Annotated in this window: 19 protein-coding genes; 14 read left to right on the top strand and 5 right to left on the bottom strand. The window is 32.9% G+C overall.

The features are described from left to right. Positions 1-23: 23 nt before the first annotated feature. Together NSQ92_RS12165 and NSQ92_RS12160 are read left to right on the top strand one after the other, a co-directional pair. Complete coding sequence (locus NSQ92_RS12165; protein ID WP_341152822.1) at positions 24-818, top strand: thymidylate synthase; 795 nt, start codon at positions 24-26, stop codon at positions 816-818. After that, on the top strand, positions 815-1,303 hold the full coding sequence (locus tag NSQ92_RS12160; RefSeq protein WP_047940452.1) for a dihydrofolate reductase: 489 nt from the start codon (positions 815-817) through the stop codon (positions 1,301-1,303). The genes NSQ92_RS12165 and NSQ92_RS12160 overlap by 4 nt, the downstream gene beginning before the upstream one ends. A 259-nt stretch (positions 1,304-1,562) precedes the next feature. Here the strand turns inward: NSQ92_RS12160 and trhA are convergent, their stop codons facing one another. Next, positions 1,563-2,201, bottom strand: a complete 639-nt coding sequence (trhA, locus tag NSQ92_RS12155) for a PAQR family membrane homeostasis protein TrhA (RefSeq protein ID WP_047940453.1) — start codon at positions 2,199-2,201, stop codon at positions 1,563-1,565. 199 nt (positions 2,202-2,400) lie between these two features. Here trhA and ilvA point away from each other — a divergent pair, with 199 nt between their 5' ends. From ilvA to NSQ92_RS12130, 5 genes are all read left to right on the top strand, one after another. After that, positions 2,401-3,666 (top strand): threonine ammonia-lyase IlvA, encoded by a 1,266-nt coding sequence (gene ilvA / locus NSQ92_RS12150; protein ID WP_047940454.1) that lies wholly within the window; start codon positions 2,401-2,403, stop codon positions 3,664-3,666. Between the two features lie 256 nt (positions 3,667-3,922). Continuing rightward, positions 3,923-4,765: a DegV family protein gene (locus NSQ92_RS12145; RefSeq protein ID WP_047940455.1), complete on the top strand. Its 843-nt coding sequence runs from the start codon at positions 3,923-3,925 to the stop codon at positions 4,763-4,765. Positions 4,766-5,181: 416 nt separating this feature from the next. Next, on the top strand, positions 5,182-6,780 hold the full coding sequence (locus NSQ92_RS12140) for an ATP-binding protein (RefSeq protein WP_341152821.1): 1,599 nt from the start codon (positions 5,182-5,184) through the stop codon (positions 6,778-6,780). A 193-nt stretch (positions 6,781-6,973) separates the two neighbouring features. Beyond that, the gene (locus NSQ92_RS12135; protein WP_047940456.1) at positions 6,974-7,786 is read left to right on the top strand and encodes an SGNH/GDSL hydrolase family protein; all 813 of its coding nucleotides are present in this window, start codon (positions 6,974-6,976) and stop codon (positions 7,784-7,786) included. Between the two features lie 10 nt (positions 7,787-7,796). Further along, positions 7,797-8,369: a YpmS family protein gene (locus NSQ92_RS12130; protein ID WP_047940457.1), complete on the top strand. Its 573-nt coding sequence runs from the start codon at positions 7,797-7,799 to the stop codon at positions 8,367-8,369. Positions 8,370-8,458: 89 nt separating this feature from the next. Here the strand turns inward: NSQ92_RS12130 and NSQ92_RS12125 are convergent, their stop codons facing one another. Beyond that, a complete protein-coding gene (locus NSQ92_RS12125) occupies positions 8,459-9,217 on the bottom strand; it encodes a DUF4397 domain-containing protein (protein WP_341132624.1) in 759 nt (252 codons plus the stop codon). A gap of 389 nt (positions 9,218-9,606) precedes the next feature. Here NSQ92_RS12125 and rsgA point away from each other — a divergent pair, with 389 nt between their 5' ends. From rsgA to msrB, 3 genes are all read left to right on the top strand, one after another. Then, a complete protein-coding gene (gene rsgA, locus NSQ92_RS12120) occupies positions 9,607-10,659 on the top strand; it encodes a ribosome small subunit-dependent GTPase A (protein ID WP_341132623.1) in 1,053 nt (350 codons plus the stop codon). A gap of 171 nt (positions 10,660-10,830) precedes the next feature. Continuing rightward, positions 10,831-11,364 (top strand): peptide-methionine (S)-S-oxide reductase MsrA, encoded by a 534-nt coding sequence (msrA, locus tag NSQ92_RS12115; RefSeq protein ID WP_082138222.1) that lies wholly within the window; start codon positions 10,831-10,833, stop codon positions 11,362-11,364. Continuing rightward, complete coding sequence (msrB, locus tag NSQ92_RS12110; RefSeq protein ID WP_047940460.1) at positions 11,364-11,789, top strand: peptide-methionine (R)-S-oxide reductase MsrB; 426 nt, start codon at positions 11,364-11,366, stop codon at positions 11,787-11,789. The genes msrA and msrB overlap by 1 nt, the downstream gene beginning before the upstream one ends. 59 nt (positions 11,790-11,848) lie before the next feature. Here the strand turns inward: msrB and NSQ92_RS12105 are convergent, their stop codons facing one another. Then, positions 11,849-12,922: an SGNH/GDSL hydrolase family protein gene (locus NSQ92_RS12105; protein ID WP_095322269.1), complete on the bottom strand. Its 1,074-nt coding sequence runs from the start codon at positions 12,920-12,922 to the stop codon at positions 11,849-11,851. A 227-nt stretch (positions 12,923-13,149) separates the two neighbouring features. Here NSQ92_RS12105 and NSQ92_RS12100 point away from each other — a divergent pair, with 227 nt between their 5' ends. Next, complete coding sequence (locus NSQ92_RS12100; protein WP_047940462.1) at positions 13,150-13,389, top strand: YozE family protein; 240 nt, start codon at positions 13,150-13,152, stop codon at positions 13,387-13,389. A gap of 428 nt (positions 13,390-13,817) precedes the next feature. Beyond that, positions 13,818-14,522 (top strand): hypothetical protein, encoded by a 705-nt coding sequence (locus NSQ92_RS12095; RefSeq protein ID WP_047940463.1) that lies wholly within the window; start codon positions 13,818-13,820, stop codon positions 14,520-14,522. Here the strand turns inward: NSQ92_RS12095 and NSQ92_RS12090 are convergent. Further along, positions 14,519-14,671: a hypothetical protein gene (locus tag NSQ92_RS12090; RefSeq protein WP_156485379.1), complete on the bottom strand. Its 153-nt coding sequence runs from the start codon at positions 14,669-14,671 to the stop codon at positions 14,519-14,521. The genes NSQ92_RS12095 and NSQ92_RS12090 overlap by 4 nt on opposite strands. Before the next feature lie 190 nt (positions 14,672-14,861). Here NSQ92_RS12090 and NSQ92_RS12085 point away from each other — a divergent pair, with 190 nt between their 5' ends. Continuing rightward, on the top strand, positions 14,862-15,032 hold the full coding sequence (locus tag NSQ92_RS12085) for a YozD family protein (RefSeq protein ID WP_082138223.1): 171 nt from the start codon (positions 14,862-14,864) through the stop codon (positions 15,030-15,032). Between the two features lie 79 nt (positions 15,033-15,111). Here the strand turns inward: NSQ92_RS12085 and NSQ92_RS12080 are convergent, their stop codons facing one another. After that, positions 15,112-15,237 carry a hypothetical protein gene (locus tag NSQ92_RS12080; RefSeq protein ID WP_095259060.1) on the bottom strand — a complete coding sequence of 42 codons (126 nt, stop codon included), beginning with the start codon at positions 15,235-15,237 and terminating at the stop codon, positions 15,112-15,114. A 239-nt stretch (positions 15,238-15,476) separates the two neighbouring features. Between NSQ92_RS12080 and deoD the strand changes: the two genes are divergently transcribed. Further along, positions 15,477-16,178, top strand: a complete 702-nt coding sequence (gene deoD, locus NSQ92_RS12075; protein ID WP_047940464.1) for a purine-nucleoside phosphorylase — start codon at positions 15,477-15,479, stop codon at positions 16,176-16,178. Positions 16,179-16,236 lie beyond the last annotated feature (58 nt).

Raw genomic sequence — 16,236 nt, 5'->3', positions numbered from 1 at the left:
AATAAAAAAAGGGTGTTTAAAAAATGAGACAATATTTAGATCTATGTGAACATATTTTAACAAATGGTGTAAAAAAAGAAGATCGTACAGGAACTGGAACCATTAGTACGTTCGGATATCAAATACGCTTCGATCTTTCCGAAGGTTTTCCTTTAATTACGACAAAAAAGCTTCATTTACGTTCAATTATCCATGAATTACTTTGGTTTTTAAATGGTGATACTAATGTGAAATACTTACAAGATAATAATGTCCGCATTTGGAATGAATGGGCAGATGAAAAAGGGGATTTAGGTCCTGTTTATGGTCATCAGTGGCGTTCGTGGACGACAAGAGAAGGGAATACAATTGACCAAATTTCGGAATTAATTCATGCCATCAAAACAAATCCTGATTCAAGAAGACTAATAGTGAGTGCTTGGAATGTAGGAGATATTGAGAAAATGGCATTACCACCTTGTCATTGTTTATTTCAATTTTATGTAGCAGAAGGCAAATTATCTTGTCAATTGTATCAGCGATCAGCAGATGTATTTCTAGGAGTGCCTTTTAATATAGCTTCCTACGCCTTACTAACACATATGATTGCACAAGTTTGTGATTTAGAGGTAGGAGAATTCGTGCATTCATTTGGTGACGTTCATATTTATACGAACCATATTGAGCAAGTAAAGCTGCAGCTTACGAGAGATCCTAAGCCGTTGCCACAGTTGAAAATTAACCCAAATGTAAAAGATATCTTCTCATTCGAATTTGATGATTTTGAAATTATCAATTATGAAGCCCATCCTCATATTAAAGGAGCAGTAAGCGTATGATTTCTTTAATTGTTGCCATGGATCGTAACAATGTAATAGGAGTAAATAATCAATTACCTTGGCATTTGCCGAATGATTTAAAGTATTTCAAAAGAATAACAACTGGGCATCCAATCGTAATGGGTAGAAAAACAAGGGATTCAATTGGCAGAAATTTGCCTAATCGTGAAAATGTCATCATAACGAGAAATTCTGCCTATCAGTGTGAAGGCTGCACGATTCTCCATTCTATTCAAGATTTTTATGAGTGGTGCAAAGAGAAACAGACTGAGGAAATTTTTATTATTGGCGGAGCGGAGCTTTTTGCAGAAACAATTAAGAAAACAGATAGATTGTATTTAACACAAATTGATCATGAATTTTCAGGAGATACCTTTTTTCCGGCATTAAATTGGCAGGAATGGAAGCTGGTAAGTGAAAAAAAAGGGGAAGTTGATGACCAAAATATTTACCCGCATACCTTTTTAGTTTATGAGAGAGTGTGAGAAGGGAAAGATATTTGTTTCCGTTCTGCTACAGACACTCTAACACCTATGCGAATTGAGTAAGCTTGATCTCTGTGTGGGCTATATAAAGCGTTTCTACATCCCGCAGAGAGTAGCTCCATTACACTTCATTTTAAAGTTAATAAAAAAGCCAAACAGTTATACGACAAACTTTCGTATATTGTTTGGCTTTATTTCTAGACAAGATACTTATATCCCATCCTCTTATTTACTAATAGTGTATTTTATTCACTTTTATCTATACATAAAGATACACACAAAAATACATTAAAGCACTCCCTGCTAATACGAATAGGTGCCAAATAGCGTGGAAGTAGGGAATCTTTTGCATGACATAGAAGATGCTTCCGATCGTATATAAAAGCCCGCCGCCTACGAGAAGCATAAAACCAGTTGTGCCAATGGCATGATATAACGGGACAATAGCCATTACAATCAGCCAGCCCATAATAACGTACAAAATGGTGGAAGTAACTATATATTTTTTTACATAATAACATTTAAAGACAATACCAATAATGGCCAAAGCCCATACGATTCCAAATAGTGTCCAGCCTAACCCGCCACGGATAGCAACTAAAACAAAAGGAGTATAGGTACCTGCGATTAAAAGATATATAGAAGAATGATCGAGTATCTCGAAAAAGTCCTTCACTTTCTCATGGGTAATGCTATGCAATAGGGTGGAGCATAAATATAGGATAATCATGGTTGCTCCAAAGATAGAGAAACTGACGATTCTCCATGGGTTATCTGTTTCAACAGCATTAATGATCAGCATCACTAATGCAGGTATACTTAAAAGAAAGCCAATCCCGTGGGTAATACTATTTGCAATCTCTTCTTTTAATGAGAAATCTTTAATCGAAAAATTCATAATTTTATTCACTCCTTATCCCCTAATTGTAATGGATTTCTTTCATAAAAACAAACAATTGCCGAATATGCTGCAATCAGATAATTTTACGTGGTCAAAAAAGTTTAAAAAAAATGAAAATTTAAAATTTTGTTAGTGATAAAAGAATAATTCATGATATAATGTACAAATTAAAATGGTTAGAAATGAGGGTGTGGAAATGGAACAAAATGTAATGAAAAAATGGGTGCAATTGGAGGATATTATTATTGCATACCAAGGTATTAAAGACATAGTAGCCCATACTCCCTTACAAAAAAATTATCGGTTATCCGAAAAATATGATTGCAACATTTATTTAAAAAGGGAAGATTTACAGCATGTTCGTTCCTTCAAACTAAGAGGAGCATTTTATTCCATGAAGATGCTGGAAAAAGAGAAAATGAAAAATGGCGTAGTATGTGCAAGTGCAGGGAATCATGCACAAGGAGTGGCCTATTCTTGTCGTTATTTAAATGTGCATGGAAAAATATTTATGCCTGCAACAACTCCAAAGCAAAAGGTCACACAAGTTAAAATGTTTGGCAAAGAAAATGTAGAAATTGTTTTAATAGGGGATACTTTCGATGATTCATATGTAGAAGCAGTAGCGTGTGCAGAAGCGGAAGAAAGAGCATTTATCCATCCATTTAATGATGAAAATGTTATTGCTGGTCAAGGGACAATGGCAATCGAAATGATGAATGATATTGATGTCCCGATTGATTTTGTGTTTGCAAGTATCGGTGGCGGTGGCTTAATGGCAGGGTTAAGTACATACATGAAAAGCGTTTCTCCAGCAACGAAAATGATTGGTGTAGAACCAGCTGGTGCCCCTTCGATGAAGGAAGCCTTAATTAGAAATAAAGTAGTAACATTAAATAAAATTGATAAATTTGTAGATGGGGCAGCAGTCAAGAGTGTTGGACAAAAGAATTTTGAAATTTGCAGAGATTATGTAGATGATATCGTGTTAGTGCCTGAAGGCAAAGTATGTACATCTATTTTGTCTTTATATAATGAGCACGCCATAGTCGCTGAACCAGCTGGAGCTCTTCCAGTTGCTGCGCTAGACTTGTATAAGGAAAAAATAAAAGGCAAAAATGTTGTGGTTGTCATTAGTGGTGGTAATAATGACATTGATCGCATGCAGGATATTAAAGAACGCTCTTTATTATATGAAGGTTTATTATATCACTTTATTGTTAATTTTCCGCAAAGAGCAGGTGCACTAAGAGAGTTTTTAGATGATGTTTTGGGACCTGATGACGATATTGTTCGATTTGAATACGTCAAAAAGAATAATAAGGAAAGTGGTCCTGCACTTGTAGGTTTAGAACTGAAAAATAGGGATGATTACAGAGAATTAATTGAACGAATGGATAAAAAAGGATTTCCGTATACGGAAGTAAATAGAGATTCTAACTTATTCCATTTACTGGTCTAATCCATCTAATATGGCCATGCGCGTTGTTATTGAGCGCATGGTTTTTTGAGCATGCATTTACTTTTTAAAGCGTTTTGAGTTCAGTTATTTCGTCAGAGATTGTGATGCGATTCACAGGTTACGAAATGCTTAATTTGTGGTATAGTGGATAATAGATGCTCAAAAAAATACAAAGCAGCATAGGAATATAATAAAAATAAATGTATAATAAAGTAAGCGCTTAATTGAAAAATGAATGATTAATAGGAAGTGTGAAATGAAAAAAATCAAAATTGTAACAGATTCAACGGTAGATTTATCACAAGAAATTTTAGAAAAATATGAAATTGAGGTAGTATCTTTATCTATTTATGTTGATAACAAATCATATTTGGATCGAGTAGATATTTCACCAGCGGAATTTATTGATAAGATGATAGCAGCAGATGAGCTACCTAAAACCTCCCAGCCATCTGTTGGCACTTTTGTGGAAAAATATGATGAACTTGCAGACGAAGGCTTTGATATAATTTCCATTCATATGACTGGTGGAATGAGTGGGACAGTAGAATCAGCTAAAAGTGCCAGCCAATTAACAAAGGCAACCGTCTTTGTTGTAGACTCAGAATTTATTTCTAAAGGTTTATCTTTTCAAGTATTAGAAGCAGCCGAAATGGTAAAAAACGGGCATAACGCAGCCGAAATTTTGCAAAGATTAAATCATGTGAAAAAACATACGAAACTTTTTGTTGTAGTAGATACATTAGAGAATTTAATGAAGGGCGGAAGAATAGGAAAAGGGAAAGCGTTTCTAGGTTCTTTATTAAATATTAAACCCATTGCAACTCTAGAGGACGGTGTATATACACCTGTAGCAAAGGTACGAAGTCGTTCACAAGCAGTGAAATATTTAGCTAATGCCTTTGCGGAAGACAGCATAGGAAAAAAGATCAAAGGGGTAGGCATTACACACGCTGGCAGCCTAGATGTTGCGCTTAAATTGAAAGAAGCAATAGAAAAGGCTACTGGTTTTAATAGAGTTGATATTGACTATACAACTCCTATCATTTCCACCCATACGGGACCAGGGGCAATCGGGTTTAGCTATTATATGGAATAATCATTCTTTTATTGTAGGATTCAGCAAAAGGCAGATTGCTGCTCGACAAAAAGAATGTTGTGGGTTATAGGAATATAAAAACAATAAAAGCCAAACAATCATAGGAACATCCTGTGATTGTTTGGCTTTTTCTGTCTAAATAAGTTATATCTGAAACACTTTGATTTTGTGAGGATAAATGTAGAATCCTCTTATTCATTAGAAGGAAAGAGCAATTCATACCTCCTCTTTTTTTAAAATTAGTGAATTAAAAAAATGGGGTAATTAAAGGGAATTTAAGTGAAAATGTCGAATCAACATATAAATTAAGATAACGAACATAAATAACGATATATAATTCAATTGTAATTGGGAGAAGTAGTTTCAAGTATAGTATGTCTTTTGTAACCAAGGAATATAAGAAATAGGTGGCCAGTATGATAAAAAAATATAAAACTATTCCGTTTGCAAATAAATATCAAGTTGTTTCTTTTTTTCTGCCCTTTTTTCTTCTCATGCTTTTTGTAACATTCATATTCTATTACCAGTATAAAGAGTGGAAGACATATTTTGAAAAGGATGGGGAAGAAATTTTAACATTATTAAGTGATAATGTTTCCTTGCATATGGGTGAATCGAAAAGGACTGATTCTAAGCAACTACTTCATAATATAATCAACTCTCCAGATTTTAATAAAAGCATTTTGGAAATAAAGGAACGCATTTATATATCGGTATTAGCAGAAAATGAGAAGCAAAATCATATAGCTGTTATCTCACAGCAAAATCAAAAAATAGGAATTCATTATGTTGATAGACTAGCAGAAAATATAATGCCTGTATATAAGAGAACAATTACTATGCATGAAGTTCAGCACAGTAGCATATACAAACTTAATAAAGACCATTATAAGAGTTCCTTCATTCCTATTTATGATAAAAAAGGCCATTTGGTGGGCGTTATTGGAATGGAAAGGAAACTCAATGACCAGTTCTATTTTCTGAAAAAACTCGCACTTCAAATGATATTTTTCTTTTTAATTAGCTTTATCTTTCTGTTTATTTATATAAGAAACTGGTTAAATAAAATCCTTCACCCTATTAACAAAATGATGGTAGGTTTGAATGAAATAAGTGGTGGGAATTTTGATGTTAAAATGGAGATAAATGAGAACTCAGAATTACAAGGGTTGATGAAAAATTATAATGAAGTTGTTGCTAATCTTGCGTCTCTTTTCTATCGTTTAACCAATACTGCAAAAGAGCTTGGAACAATATCAAAGGATTTTCAACTAACTACAATGGAAGAAGCACTTATGCAAATGGATAATATTGTAGATTACTTGAAAATGAATAAGGAATTACAAAGAGCGGAGAAAATGAATGCAGTTGGTCAGCTTGCTGCATCTGTTGCTCATGAAATAAGAAATCCGATGACTGTCGTCAAAGGTTTTTTGCAAATTTTTTATGCAAAAGAACATATGAGTGAAGAAGAAAGAACATATATTAAATTAATGATTGAGGAAATGAATCGCGCAGAAACAATTATTAATGATTATTTATCTTTAGCAAAGCCTGATGTGGAACAATCACAAAAGGTTGATGGAGCAGCATTGGCAAATAAAGTCATTGACTTAATGCACTCTTATGCAATGATGGGCAAAGGTATTCACTTTAAAAAAAATATTCAAAAAGTATACCTAGAAGCTAATAATAATGAATTAAAGCAAGTACTTATAAATATTTTAAAAAATGCAATTGAAGCAATGAAAAATGGAGGAACGATAACTATTAACCTTTATCCAGTAAAGAAATATGGGGTATTTGAAATAGAGGATACTGGAATAGGAATGACAGAAGAAGAGATAAACCGATTAGGTACTGCATTTTATTCGTTAAAAGAAAAGGGGACTGGGATGGGTTTAATGGTTTGTTATCAGATGGTTGAGCAGATGAAAGGACATATTGAAGTACAAAGCGAAAAAGGAAGGGGCACGTTATTTAGAATTTTCATCCCTCTCTATCTTAATGAGTAAAAAAAGTAATTCTCCTTACATATGGATGAATTTAGAGTTTCCTAAAAGAAAAAGTTTAAATAAGAGAATTTTTTACTTATTTCGCAGTGATTAGGATGCATATTGGGAGCTTATTGGAAAAAAATAAGTGCATAAATTCATTTCGAATTCTCTTCAATATGCTATACTATAAAAAATGAAGGTAGGTGAAAAGATGAAAAAACCATTTACCTTTCTTGTTTTATTATTTTCTCTTTTAATGCTTGTTTCCTGCTCCAATCAGACACTCTATAATACAGAAAAAGATATGGTAGTTTTGAATAAAAAGGATATACCAGTCAGTTTTTTACCAAAAGAATTAGCAATAGTATCTGTTGGAGATTCTCTCACACAAGGTGTTGGTGACAGCACTGGAAAAGGGGGATATATTCCATATCTGCAAACTTTACTTGAAGAAACTAAAGGAGTAAATAAGGCAGATTTTTTGAATTATGGGGTAAGAGGCAACAGGTCCGATCAGTTATTAAAAAGAATTAAAACAGAGGAAGTTAGTGAGTCAATTAAAAAAGCAGATGGTGTAATTATTACTATTGGTGGAAATGATATTATGAAAGTTGTACGAAATAATATTACCAATTTGCAAATGGATTCTTTTAAGGCACAATTAAGCGAATATGAAGATAATCTAAATAATGTTTTGGCTAGTATACGAGAATACAATCCTAAAGCTGTCGTAATAGTAGTTGGGGTCTATAACCCATTTATCAAGATGTTTTCCGATATCAAAGAAATGAATCAAATTGTGGCCGATTGGAATAGTACAAGTGAAAGGGTATTAGCAAAATATGAGCATACATATTTCGTGAGTATCGAGAATATTTTTGAAAATCCAACATCAGATTTACTTTATGAAGATTATTTTCATCCTAATGACAAGGGATATCAGCTTATTGCTGAAGCCATCTATGAAAAGATGTTAACAGCGCCACTAGCTGATATACTGGAGAATTTGCAGACGGAGAATTGAGGAGAAAAGGTTGTTTAAGAACAAGTGGAAACTAGCATTTTTAACATTAGCAGGTGTTCTTGTACTTGGTATCATTTATATAGCGATAATGATATTTAAACCAGTTGAGAAGACACCGATATTAAAGCAGCAAGGAGAAGAAGTTCCATTTGCTGTTACAACAAATCGTGAGGATTTGACGAAGCTAATTAATCATTTTCTAGAAAAAGAAGGACTTAATGGTCCGATTCATTATGAAATAAATATAGCGGATCAAGTAGAGCTATATGGTACGATGCCGATTTTTCAAACAGATATTCAAATGAAATTAACCTTTGAACCAATAGCATTAGAAAATGGGGATTTATTATTAAAACAAAAAGAAATAAGTATTGGTCATCTGCCGTTACCCGTATCTTATGTAATGAATTTCATTGAAAATCAATATAATTTTCCAGATTGGGTTGATATTCAGCCAAATGAAGAAGAAATATATGTTCATTTAACTAAGATGGACTTGAAAAACGGAATGTTAGTAGAGGCGAAAACATTTGATTTAGAGCAAAATATAATTCAATTTAATTTATTGCTGCCAACTGAATAAGTAATGTATGAAAGGCTATTTCTAAAAAGTCTCCTATCCCAAATGTAAATGGATTAATGGTGGGAGATTTTGAGAATAGCCTCTTTATGCTAACAGGAAAAAATTAATAATTCACAAGTTTTTTCATCGGTTCCTTCGACAATAAATCCACTATATGTTTTATCGGCTTCTAATTGGAGAGCAGGAAATTTCTTTAATACTTCCTTTGTTTCTGTATTTCTTGCTTCTAAATAGACAGTCATTGGAAACAATCCTAAATAAGAACTTGCTCCTCTATAAGGAATGGATGGAAATACGATATCTCCTTTTTGAACGGCGATATCAATGGTTGGCAGGTTTTCTGCCAGTTGAATAATTCGTAGTTTTGTTTCGTTTGCTGGTACAATTGGAAATTCAGGAAATGAATGTATTGTGAGGTTTCTTTCATTGCCAGCAAGAGCAAAAGTATGATATGCATTACAATCAATATTCAATATTTGACTGGATAATGGATCTATCTCCTTCCCAGTTTCATATATATCCAGTTGATATTTTCCAGCAGGCAATGTTAATTCATTGCTCATCGTTTTAAAGGATACTTCTCTTAACAGACATATACCATTCATGTAAATATCAACAGCAGGCAAGTTATTAGTGCCTTGTAAAAACCTGACTTTCCCATATTCATTTTGCCTCTGGATGTCCGAGACAATGGCAGACTTACTTTCCTTCTTTAAAGCATGGGTTAAGCTTTGAAGATGCTTATGATAATAATATACATGTAATTCAGGATTCGTATATTTATAGTAATCACTTAATACGTTATACATTCCAGCTTCTTGGATGGAGTGAAAATGATCTCTTGTCATGGAACTTCCCCCTAATATTCATAATTCTCTTACTTTCCATTACGATTTAAAAGTAAATCCAGCTTGACAGATGAAGAAAAGAGTCTTCTGAAAATAGAATATGCTAAAGATTAGGGAGAGTGCCTAATAAAATAGGCTTTACAATTTAAATGAATATTTATATAATAAAATTAATAAGTGAAAGGGGCTGATGTCTTATGAGTAACAATACATTTTTTAAATCGTTTATTCATATAGCATACAGCCCAAACGGTTACGTCAATAAATGAGTATTTGTCATCTATAGATAGAGGATAAGTTCTTATGTGGAGACTTCTAAATGTTTGTAGGGAAACCATGGGCTGTATGCACCATGGTTTTTTAATTTACAAATATTTGGAGGTCTATACATGGAATTAACCCAGATTGGTTTTAACGAAACTATCAAAGAAGCGTTTGAAATGGTTGCAAAGGAAAATCAAATAATTGGCAGAATTTCTTTAGAACACAAAAGAATGTATCGAGTGTGGACGGAATATGGTGAGCTTTTATGTGAAGTATCCGGAAAATTAGCATACACTGCACAGTCAAGAGAAGAATTACCCGCAGTTGGCGATTGGGTGATTGTTTCGCCGAGAATTCTTGAAGAAAAAGGAACCATTATAAACATATTACCTCGAGTAAGCAAATTTTCTAGAAAAGTAGCAGGTAATAGTACCGAAGAACAAATAGTAGCAGCCAATGTTGATACTATTTTCTTAGTTAATTCATTGAATGAAGATTTAAACATAAGAAGAATAGAACGCTATTTAACTTTAACATGGGAAAGTGGAGCAAGACCGGTCATTGTTTTAACGAAAGCGGATTTAGTAGATGATATTAGTGAAAAAGTCACTTTAGTAGAATCAGTAGCTTTTGGTATTCCTATTATAGTAGTAAGTATTGTAAATAACATTGGATTAGAAACGTTGACAACATTTCTTTCTCCTGGAAAGACAGTCGCTTTATTAGGTTCATCTGGTGTCGGGAAATCTACTTTAACAAATTATCTATGCGGATACAATAAACAGGAAGTCCAAGGAATTAGAGAGTCCGATGCAAAGGGAAGACATACTACTACAAATCGAGAGATGGTTTTGTTGCCGAATAGTGCAGTATTAATTGATACTCCAGGAATGAGGGAGCTGCAATTATGGAATAGTGAAGAGGGTATTTCTAATAGTTTTTCTGAAATAGAAGAATTTGCAGCATATTGTAAATTCCGAGATTGTCAGCATGAAAAGGAAATTGGCTGCGCAGTAAAGCTTGCTATTGAAAATGGGAAAATCGAAGAAGAACGATTACTTAGCTATAAAAAGCTGTTAAGAGAACTGGCTTTTCTTGAGAGACGACAAGATAAAAAAGCACAATCAGATCAAAAGAAAATATGGAAAAATAGGAATAAACAATTTAAGAAGATGTAGTTACTTGATTGTTTTTATAAAAAGTCCCTTGGTCTTATGAATCAGGGGATTTACGTTTCTTTTAGAGACTTAATTTTTGCATATTTCTCTTATAAACATTAAGCTAATAGTGTGAAATCATGGAGATAAGGGAATAAAAAAGAGGAGAAAGTTATTTAGGGGGGTATAGATGTGAAGGAAAATGTAAAAGTGGCAACATTTGCAGGAGGATGTTTCTGGTGTATGGTTAAGCCTTTTGATCAGGAGCCAGGGATTATCAAAGTTGTTTCTGGGTATACAGGAGGACATAAAGAGAATCCAACCTATAAAGAAGTTTGTTCTGAAACGACGGGACATTATGAAGCAGTCCAAATTACATATGATCCAGATGTTTTTTCATATGAAAATTTGCTTAGTATTTATTGGCAGCAAATTGATCCAACTGATGCAGGGGGGCAATTCTATGATCGCGGTCAATCCTATCAAACAGCAATCTTTTACCATAGTGAGGAACAAAAGCAAGCAGCTGAAATATCTAAACAACAATTAGAATCAAGTGGTAGATTTAGTAAACCGATTGTAACAAAAATTCTTCCAGCATCTACTTTTTATCCTGCGGAGGATTATCACCAGGATTATTACAGAAAGAATCCTGAACATTATAATCGTTATCATATTGGATCAGGACGTGCAGCATATATTCAAGAGAATTGGAGAGATGAGTAATGGAAAAAGACAAACTAAAAGAAAAATTAACACCCATACAATATGAAGTAACACAAAACAATGGAACAGAACCACCATTTCGTAATGAATATTGGGATGAATTTGGTGATGGGATTTATGTCGATATTGTTTCAGGAAAACCATTATTCAGTTCCCTTGATAAATATGATGCTGGCTGTGGATGGCCAAGTTTTACAAAGCCAATTGATGAAGAAGAATTAACGGAAAAGAAAGACACTAGTCATGGAATGATACGCACAGAAGTGAGAAGTAAGGAGGCTGATTCTCATCTTGGTCACGTATTTAATGATGGTCCGCAACCTACAGGCTTACGATACTGCATGAATTCAGCAGCGATGAAGTTTATACCAAAAGAAGAATTGGAAGAAAAAGGATATGGTAAGTATTTAAGTTTATTTAGATAATAGAAGAAAGGGGGATGCCATGATAGGTATCCCCCCCTTTCTTCAAGGAAGTATTTTTGCTAATTAGTGATAATAGAAGATATTTGGATCAAATGTTGATCGGTTATATTATATCTTGATTTATGTGCGGAAATTTGAAAAGTAACCTTATGATCCGTATTTTTTAGACCGCTAGTGACATAGAGTGATCTTTCTTTTTTAAATGGCCACCATGTGGAAATAGTAGTTACATAGTTATTGTCTATAAATACATCCATCATTCCACCCTTTTCACTTCTGATTACGTTTACTCCTAAAAAAGAACCACTAAAATGATATTCAATATTTGCGCCAATTTTACCGGATGTATAATAACCATCTTTTTTTCGGAAAGAAGGGTCGATTGAATCAATAGGATAACTGGTTTTCATCTTCAAACTAGATACCTCATTAACAGGTATAGTAGAAGTCAGTACTTTCTTTTTATTGTGAATTGCTTTTTGCAGCGTATTAACGACTTCTTGAGCATATAGATAATATCCATAGTCATTTGGGTGTACAAGATCATTTGTTAATCGTTCAGTTGATAATCTAGATTCTCGAAAAGGAATTCTCATATCAATATTTGTTGCATAAAAGTTTTTAGATATCTGTTTTATAACGTTCACAAAGTCCTCATTATCTAGACTGCTTTCTGTAATTGTTATTAATTCTGCATCAGGATAACGGAGGACAACCTCTTCTAATAAAGACTGATAAAAGAAATAAAATTGCTTATCATCCATATATTTTCGATCATTTTCTCCAAATACAATAAATACTAAATCAATATTTTTAGATAAACTATTTTTCAATTTATATAATCCTTCAAATGCAGTGGCTCCGCTTTGTACTACTAACTGTTTTTTAAATGAGCCTCCATATTTTTCTGTTAAGCTCCTTTCCATAAGGTGAAACCATTTTCGATGATTGTTGCTTGCCCCTGAACTCCTGCCAATACTATCGCCTACAATTAAATAGTTCACTTGTTTTCCATCCGTAATTTTTTTGTAAACATTTCTTTTCGGTTGTTCAGAATGAACTAATGCATATGCCATGCTGGTTATGACAATAAAAATAAGAGAGTAAATAAAATATTTCAATCCTTTTTTCATTTTTCTATTTTCTTACCCTCCTTATTAATTAACGAATATCCTGTTCATTAAATTACCCTACAGAAATACAAGGTAACCAGTAATTTTATTGTATTTTGAATGAGAAGAAATTTAGGCTCTTCGGACAATTACTATTGAATGAATTTAAATTCAACTAAATCACTTGCACCATTATTTTCAATTATGTATAGTATACGTTATATCTATCGATCAAGGAAGGTGAGATCATGACTAAATCTTTTTATCATTTTCTTATGAAGTTTAGACATCCCGAACCAAATGATCAAATTAGCGAATTTGCGAATGAAGCTTATCTTGATCATGATTTTCCCAAAAATAGTTTTGATTATGATGAAATAAGCGATTATCTAGAATTAAATGGTCATTATCTTCCAAGCATGCGTATTTTTGATGAGGCATGGGAGAAATATTTATTTCAAGAAGAAAAGAAGAATTATAGCTATTGAAAACATCCAACCACAATTTGTTTGGATGTTTTTTTATCTTCTTAATGTTGCCTGTCTAAAAGGTTAATTATTCCTTAAATAATAAGAAGAAAAAAAGGAAGAGCTGATGCTTGTACTTAAACATTGGAAAGTATTCTTCCTTTTAACCTATACACATATAATGAATAAACCGTTTAAGGAGTGACAATAACACAATTAGGAAGATAGAGAATTTTTATGCGCGAATAGTGGTTTGTTGCATATGATAGTAGTACCAAATAAGTGAAAGTATAGCCGGAAAAGGATGGAAATTACATGGTAATTGAAGATAGGATAATATTCCTTTAATATCCCCCATCTTCATGGATCAAATATTCTATTCAAGAGTGTGGGGGAAAAACGCATAAGTAGCAGTGCCACACAATCTTGTTTAGAGAGGATTTGTTATTATGGCGAATCGAAAAAAACCAAAATTCAAAATTGGTGATACAGTCGTGATCACGATATATGGAACGGTCGGAAAAATCACGGATGTAAAATATTTGGATCATATGCATGTATATGAAGTAAATAAAAGTGAAGGTTTATATTTGGAATCCAGTTTGCAAATGCTTTCTGAGTATGATGGTGAAATTATGGATTCAGAGAAGATTGATATTGAATTTCGCTTCTTTATTGGTGATTTAGTCAAAGTGAAAGGATATGGATCCAATCTTTTTAAAATAATGGGGTTTCGAACAGAAATTTGGAGATATAAAAACGATGCATGGGAAGATGTAATTTATGAGCTTTCTAGAGTAAGTGATGGAGAATGGCTAGAAGCAGGGGAAGATGAATTAACCCTAGTAGCAGATGCAGATAGTGCAGATTCATTTATACAAAAATTAGGACTACTTTATATATTGGATAAAAAACAAAAATCCATTGAGTTAAAAAAGGCGAATAGCTCTTTCCAGCAGACCGAAAAAGAATTATTAGAAAGAAGTAAGGAGAAGAAAGAGCTCATTGACGGATTGCTAGATATCTATAATGATTACAGTATTTTATATTCTTTATTTAAAGATACCGAATATGAGCAGGTTATGAAGTTAACCCTTCGAAAACTCAAGTTGGTCAGCAGCAGATCTGATAAAGATAATGAAACGAAAATCTAGAATAATAGATAGATAAACATCGGTATGCTGCTAATGACTAGAAGGGAAAAAAGCTTTTGTAAAAGGGAATGAAAAATAGTGAGGATTTCACTGTTTTCCTTGTTCAAATCTATTTTTATTTCTTCGACTACGAATTGGATTTTATTCATTATTAAATGCCTCCCTTTTTTATTTAAACTATATGTGGACCGGATGCAAAGCATGTCTATTTTTTCAATTAATTTGCTATATACTAGATAATATTTCTTGAAAAAAAGCCTGTTTTATCAGATAATTTTATTGTGAAAGCATTTTTTTCTTAATGTCACATATATTCTTTAAAAAAGGGGGGCGATAAGCATGAAAGAAATCGACGTAATTATTGATACTGAGGAAATAGCAGAGTTTTTCTTTCGTGAGCTAGTAAAAAGGGGATTCGTTCCTACTGAAGGTGAAATGGAAGAATTGGCTGACATTACATTTGAATATTTATTGGACAAATGCATTATTGACGAAGAACTTGATGAATAAAGATAATAAAAATGGTGAGGAAATCTCACCATTTTTTTATACATAATTTTATAGCACTCTAATAGCTTGAAAGGTCATATTATCGTTTGCGTCCCGTTGCAGAGTATTCTTTTCCATGCGCTTCCTGTTCTGCAATAATAGCCTCTTTTGGTATATGATTATTCTTCTTTGGAGAATTAATCCTATTTCGATGTTTTTTACCCATTATAATCCCCCTCACGACAGAATCCTTTATTTTCCTATAAAATAGGATAAAAATTAGTTTTGCCTCTCTTAGTGTAGGAAAACTAATTTTAGTATAACCTCATCAAAAATTTGTTATGCTAAAATTAAATATGTTTTACAGCATATTAGAATATGATATAGTACAAATAGTGAAGTTTTAATAAGCATGTAATATTTGGATTGAAACAATGAAATGAGTGTCAATTGGAGGAAATAAAAATGAGTGTACATATTGGTGCAAAAGAACAGGAAATTGCAGAAACTGTCTTACTTCCAGGGGATCCATTAAGAGCAAAATATATTGCTGAAAATTTTCTAGAAGATGCAGTGTGCTATAATGAAGTTCGTAATATGTTTGGTTATACAGGGACATATAAAGGAAAAAGAATTAGTGTACAAGGTACAGGGATGGGTGTTCCATCTATTTCTATCTATATTAATGAGTTAATTAGCAGCTATAATGTCCAAAACTTAATTCGTGTTGGAACATGTGGTGCAATCCAAAAGGATGTAAAAGTAAGAGACGTCATTCTTGCAATGAGTGCTTCAACGGATTCTCAAATGAATCGTTTAACCTTTGGAGGAGTAGATTACGCGCCAACAGCGGACTTTGATTTGCTGAAAAAAGCGTATGATAGTGGATTGGATAAAGGACTATCTTTAAAAGTAGGAAATGTCTTTACCGCAGATATGTTTTATAACGATAATTCTGAGCTGGAAAAATGGGCGAAATATCAAATCTTAGCAATAGAAATGGAGACAGCTGCACTTTATACGATAGCTGCTAAATTTAATCGTAAAGCCCTTTCTGTTTTAACTGTAAGTGATCATATCTTAACTGGCGAAGAAACAACAGCACATGAAAGACAAACAACATTTAATGAAATGATTGAAGTGGCTTTAGAAGCAGCAATAAAATAATTAGCAATAGAAAAAGGTATGCTTTTTGCATACCTTTATAAAATCCAGTAGTGTAGAA

The sequence above is a fragment of the Niallia sp. FSL M8-0099 genome (assembly GCF_038006945.1).
Taxonomy (GTDB): Bacteria; Bacillota; Bacilli; order Bacillales; family Cytobacillaceae; genus Niallia; species Niallia circulans.
The sequence above is the reverse complement of the archived record's forward strand: the minus strand, read 5'-3'. Positions and strand labels throughout refer to the sequence as shown.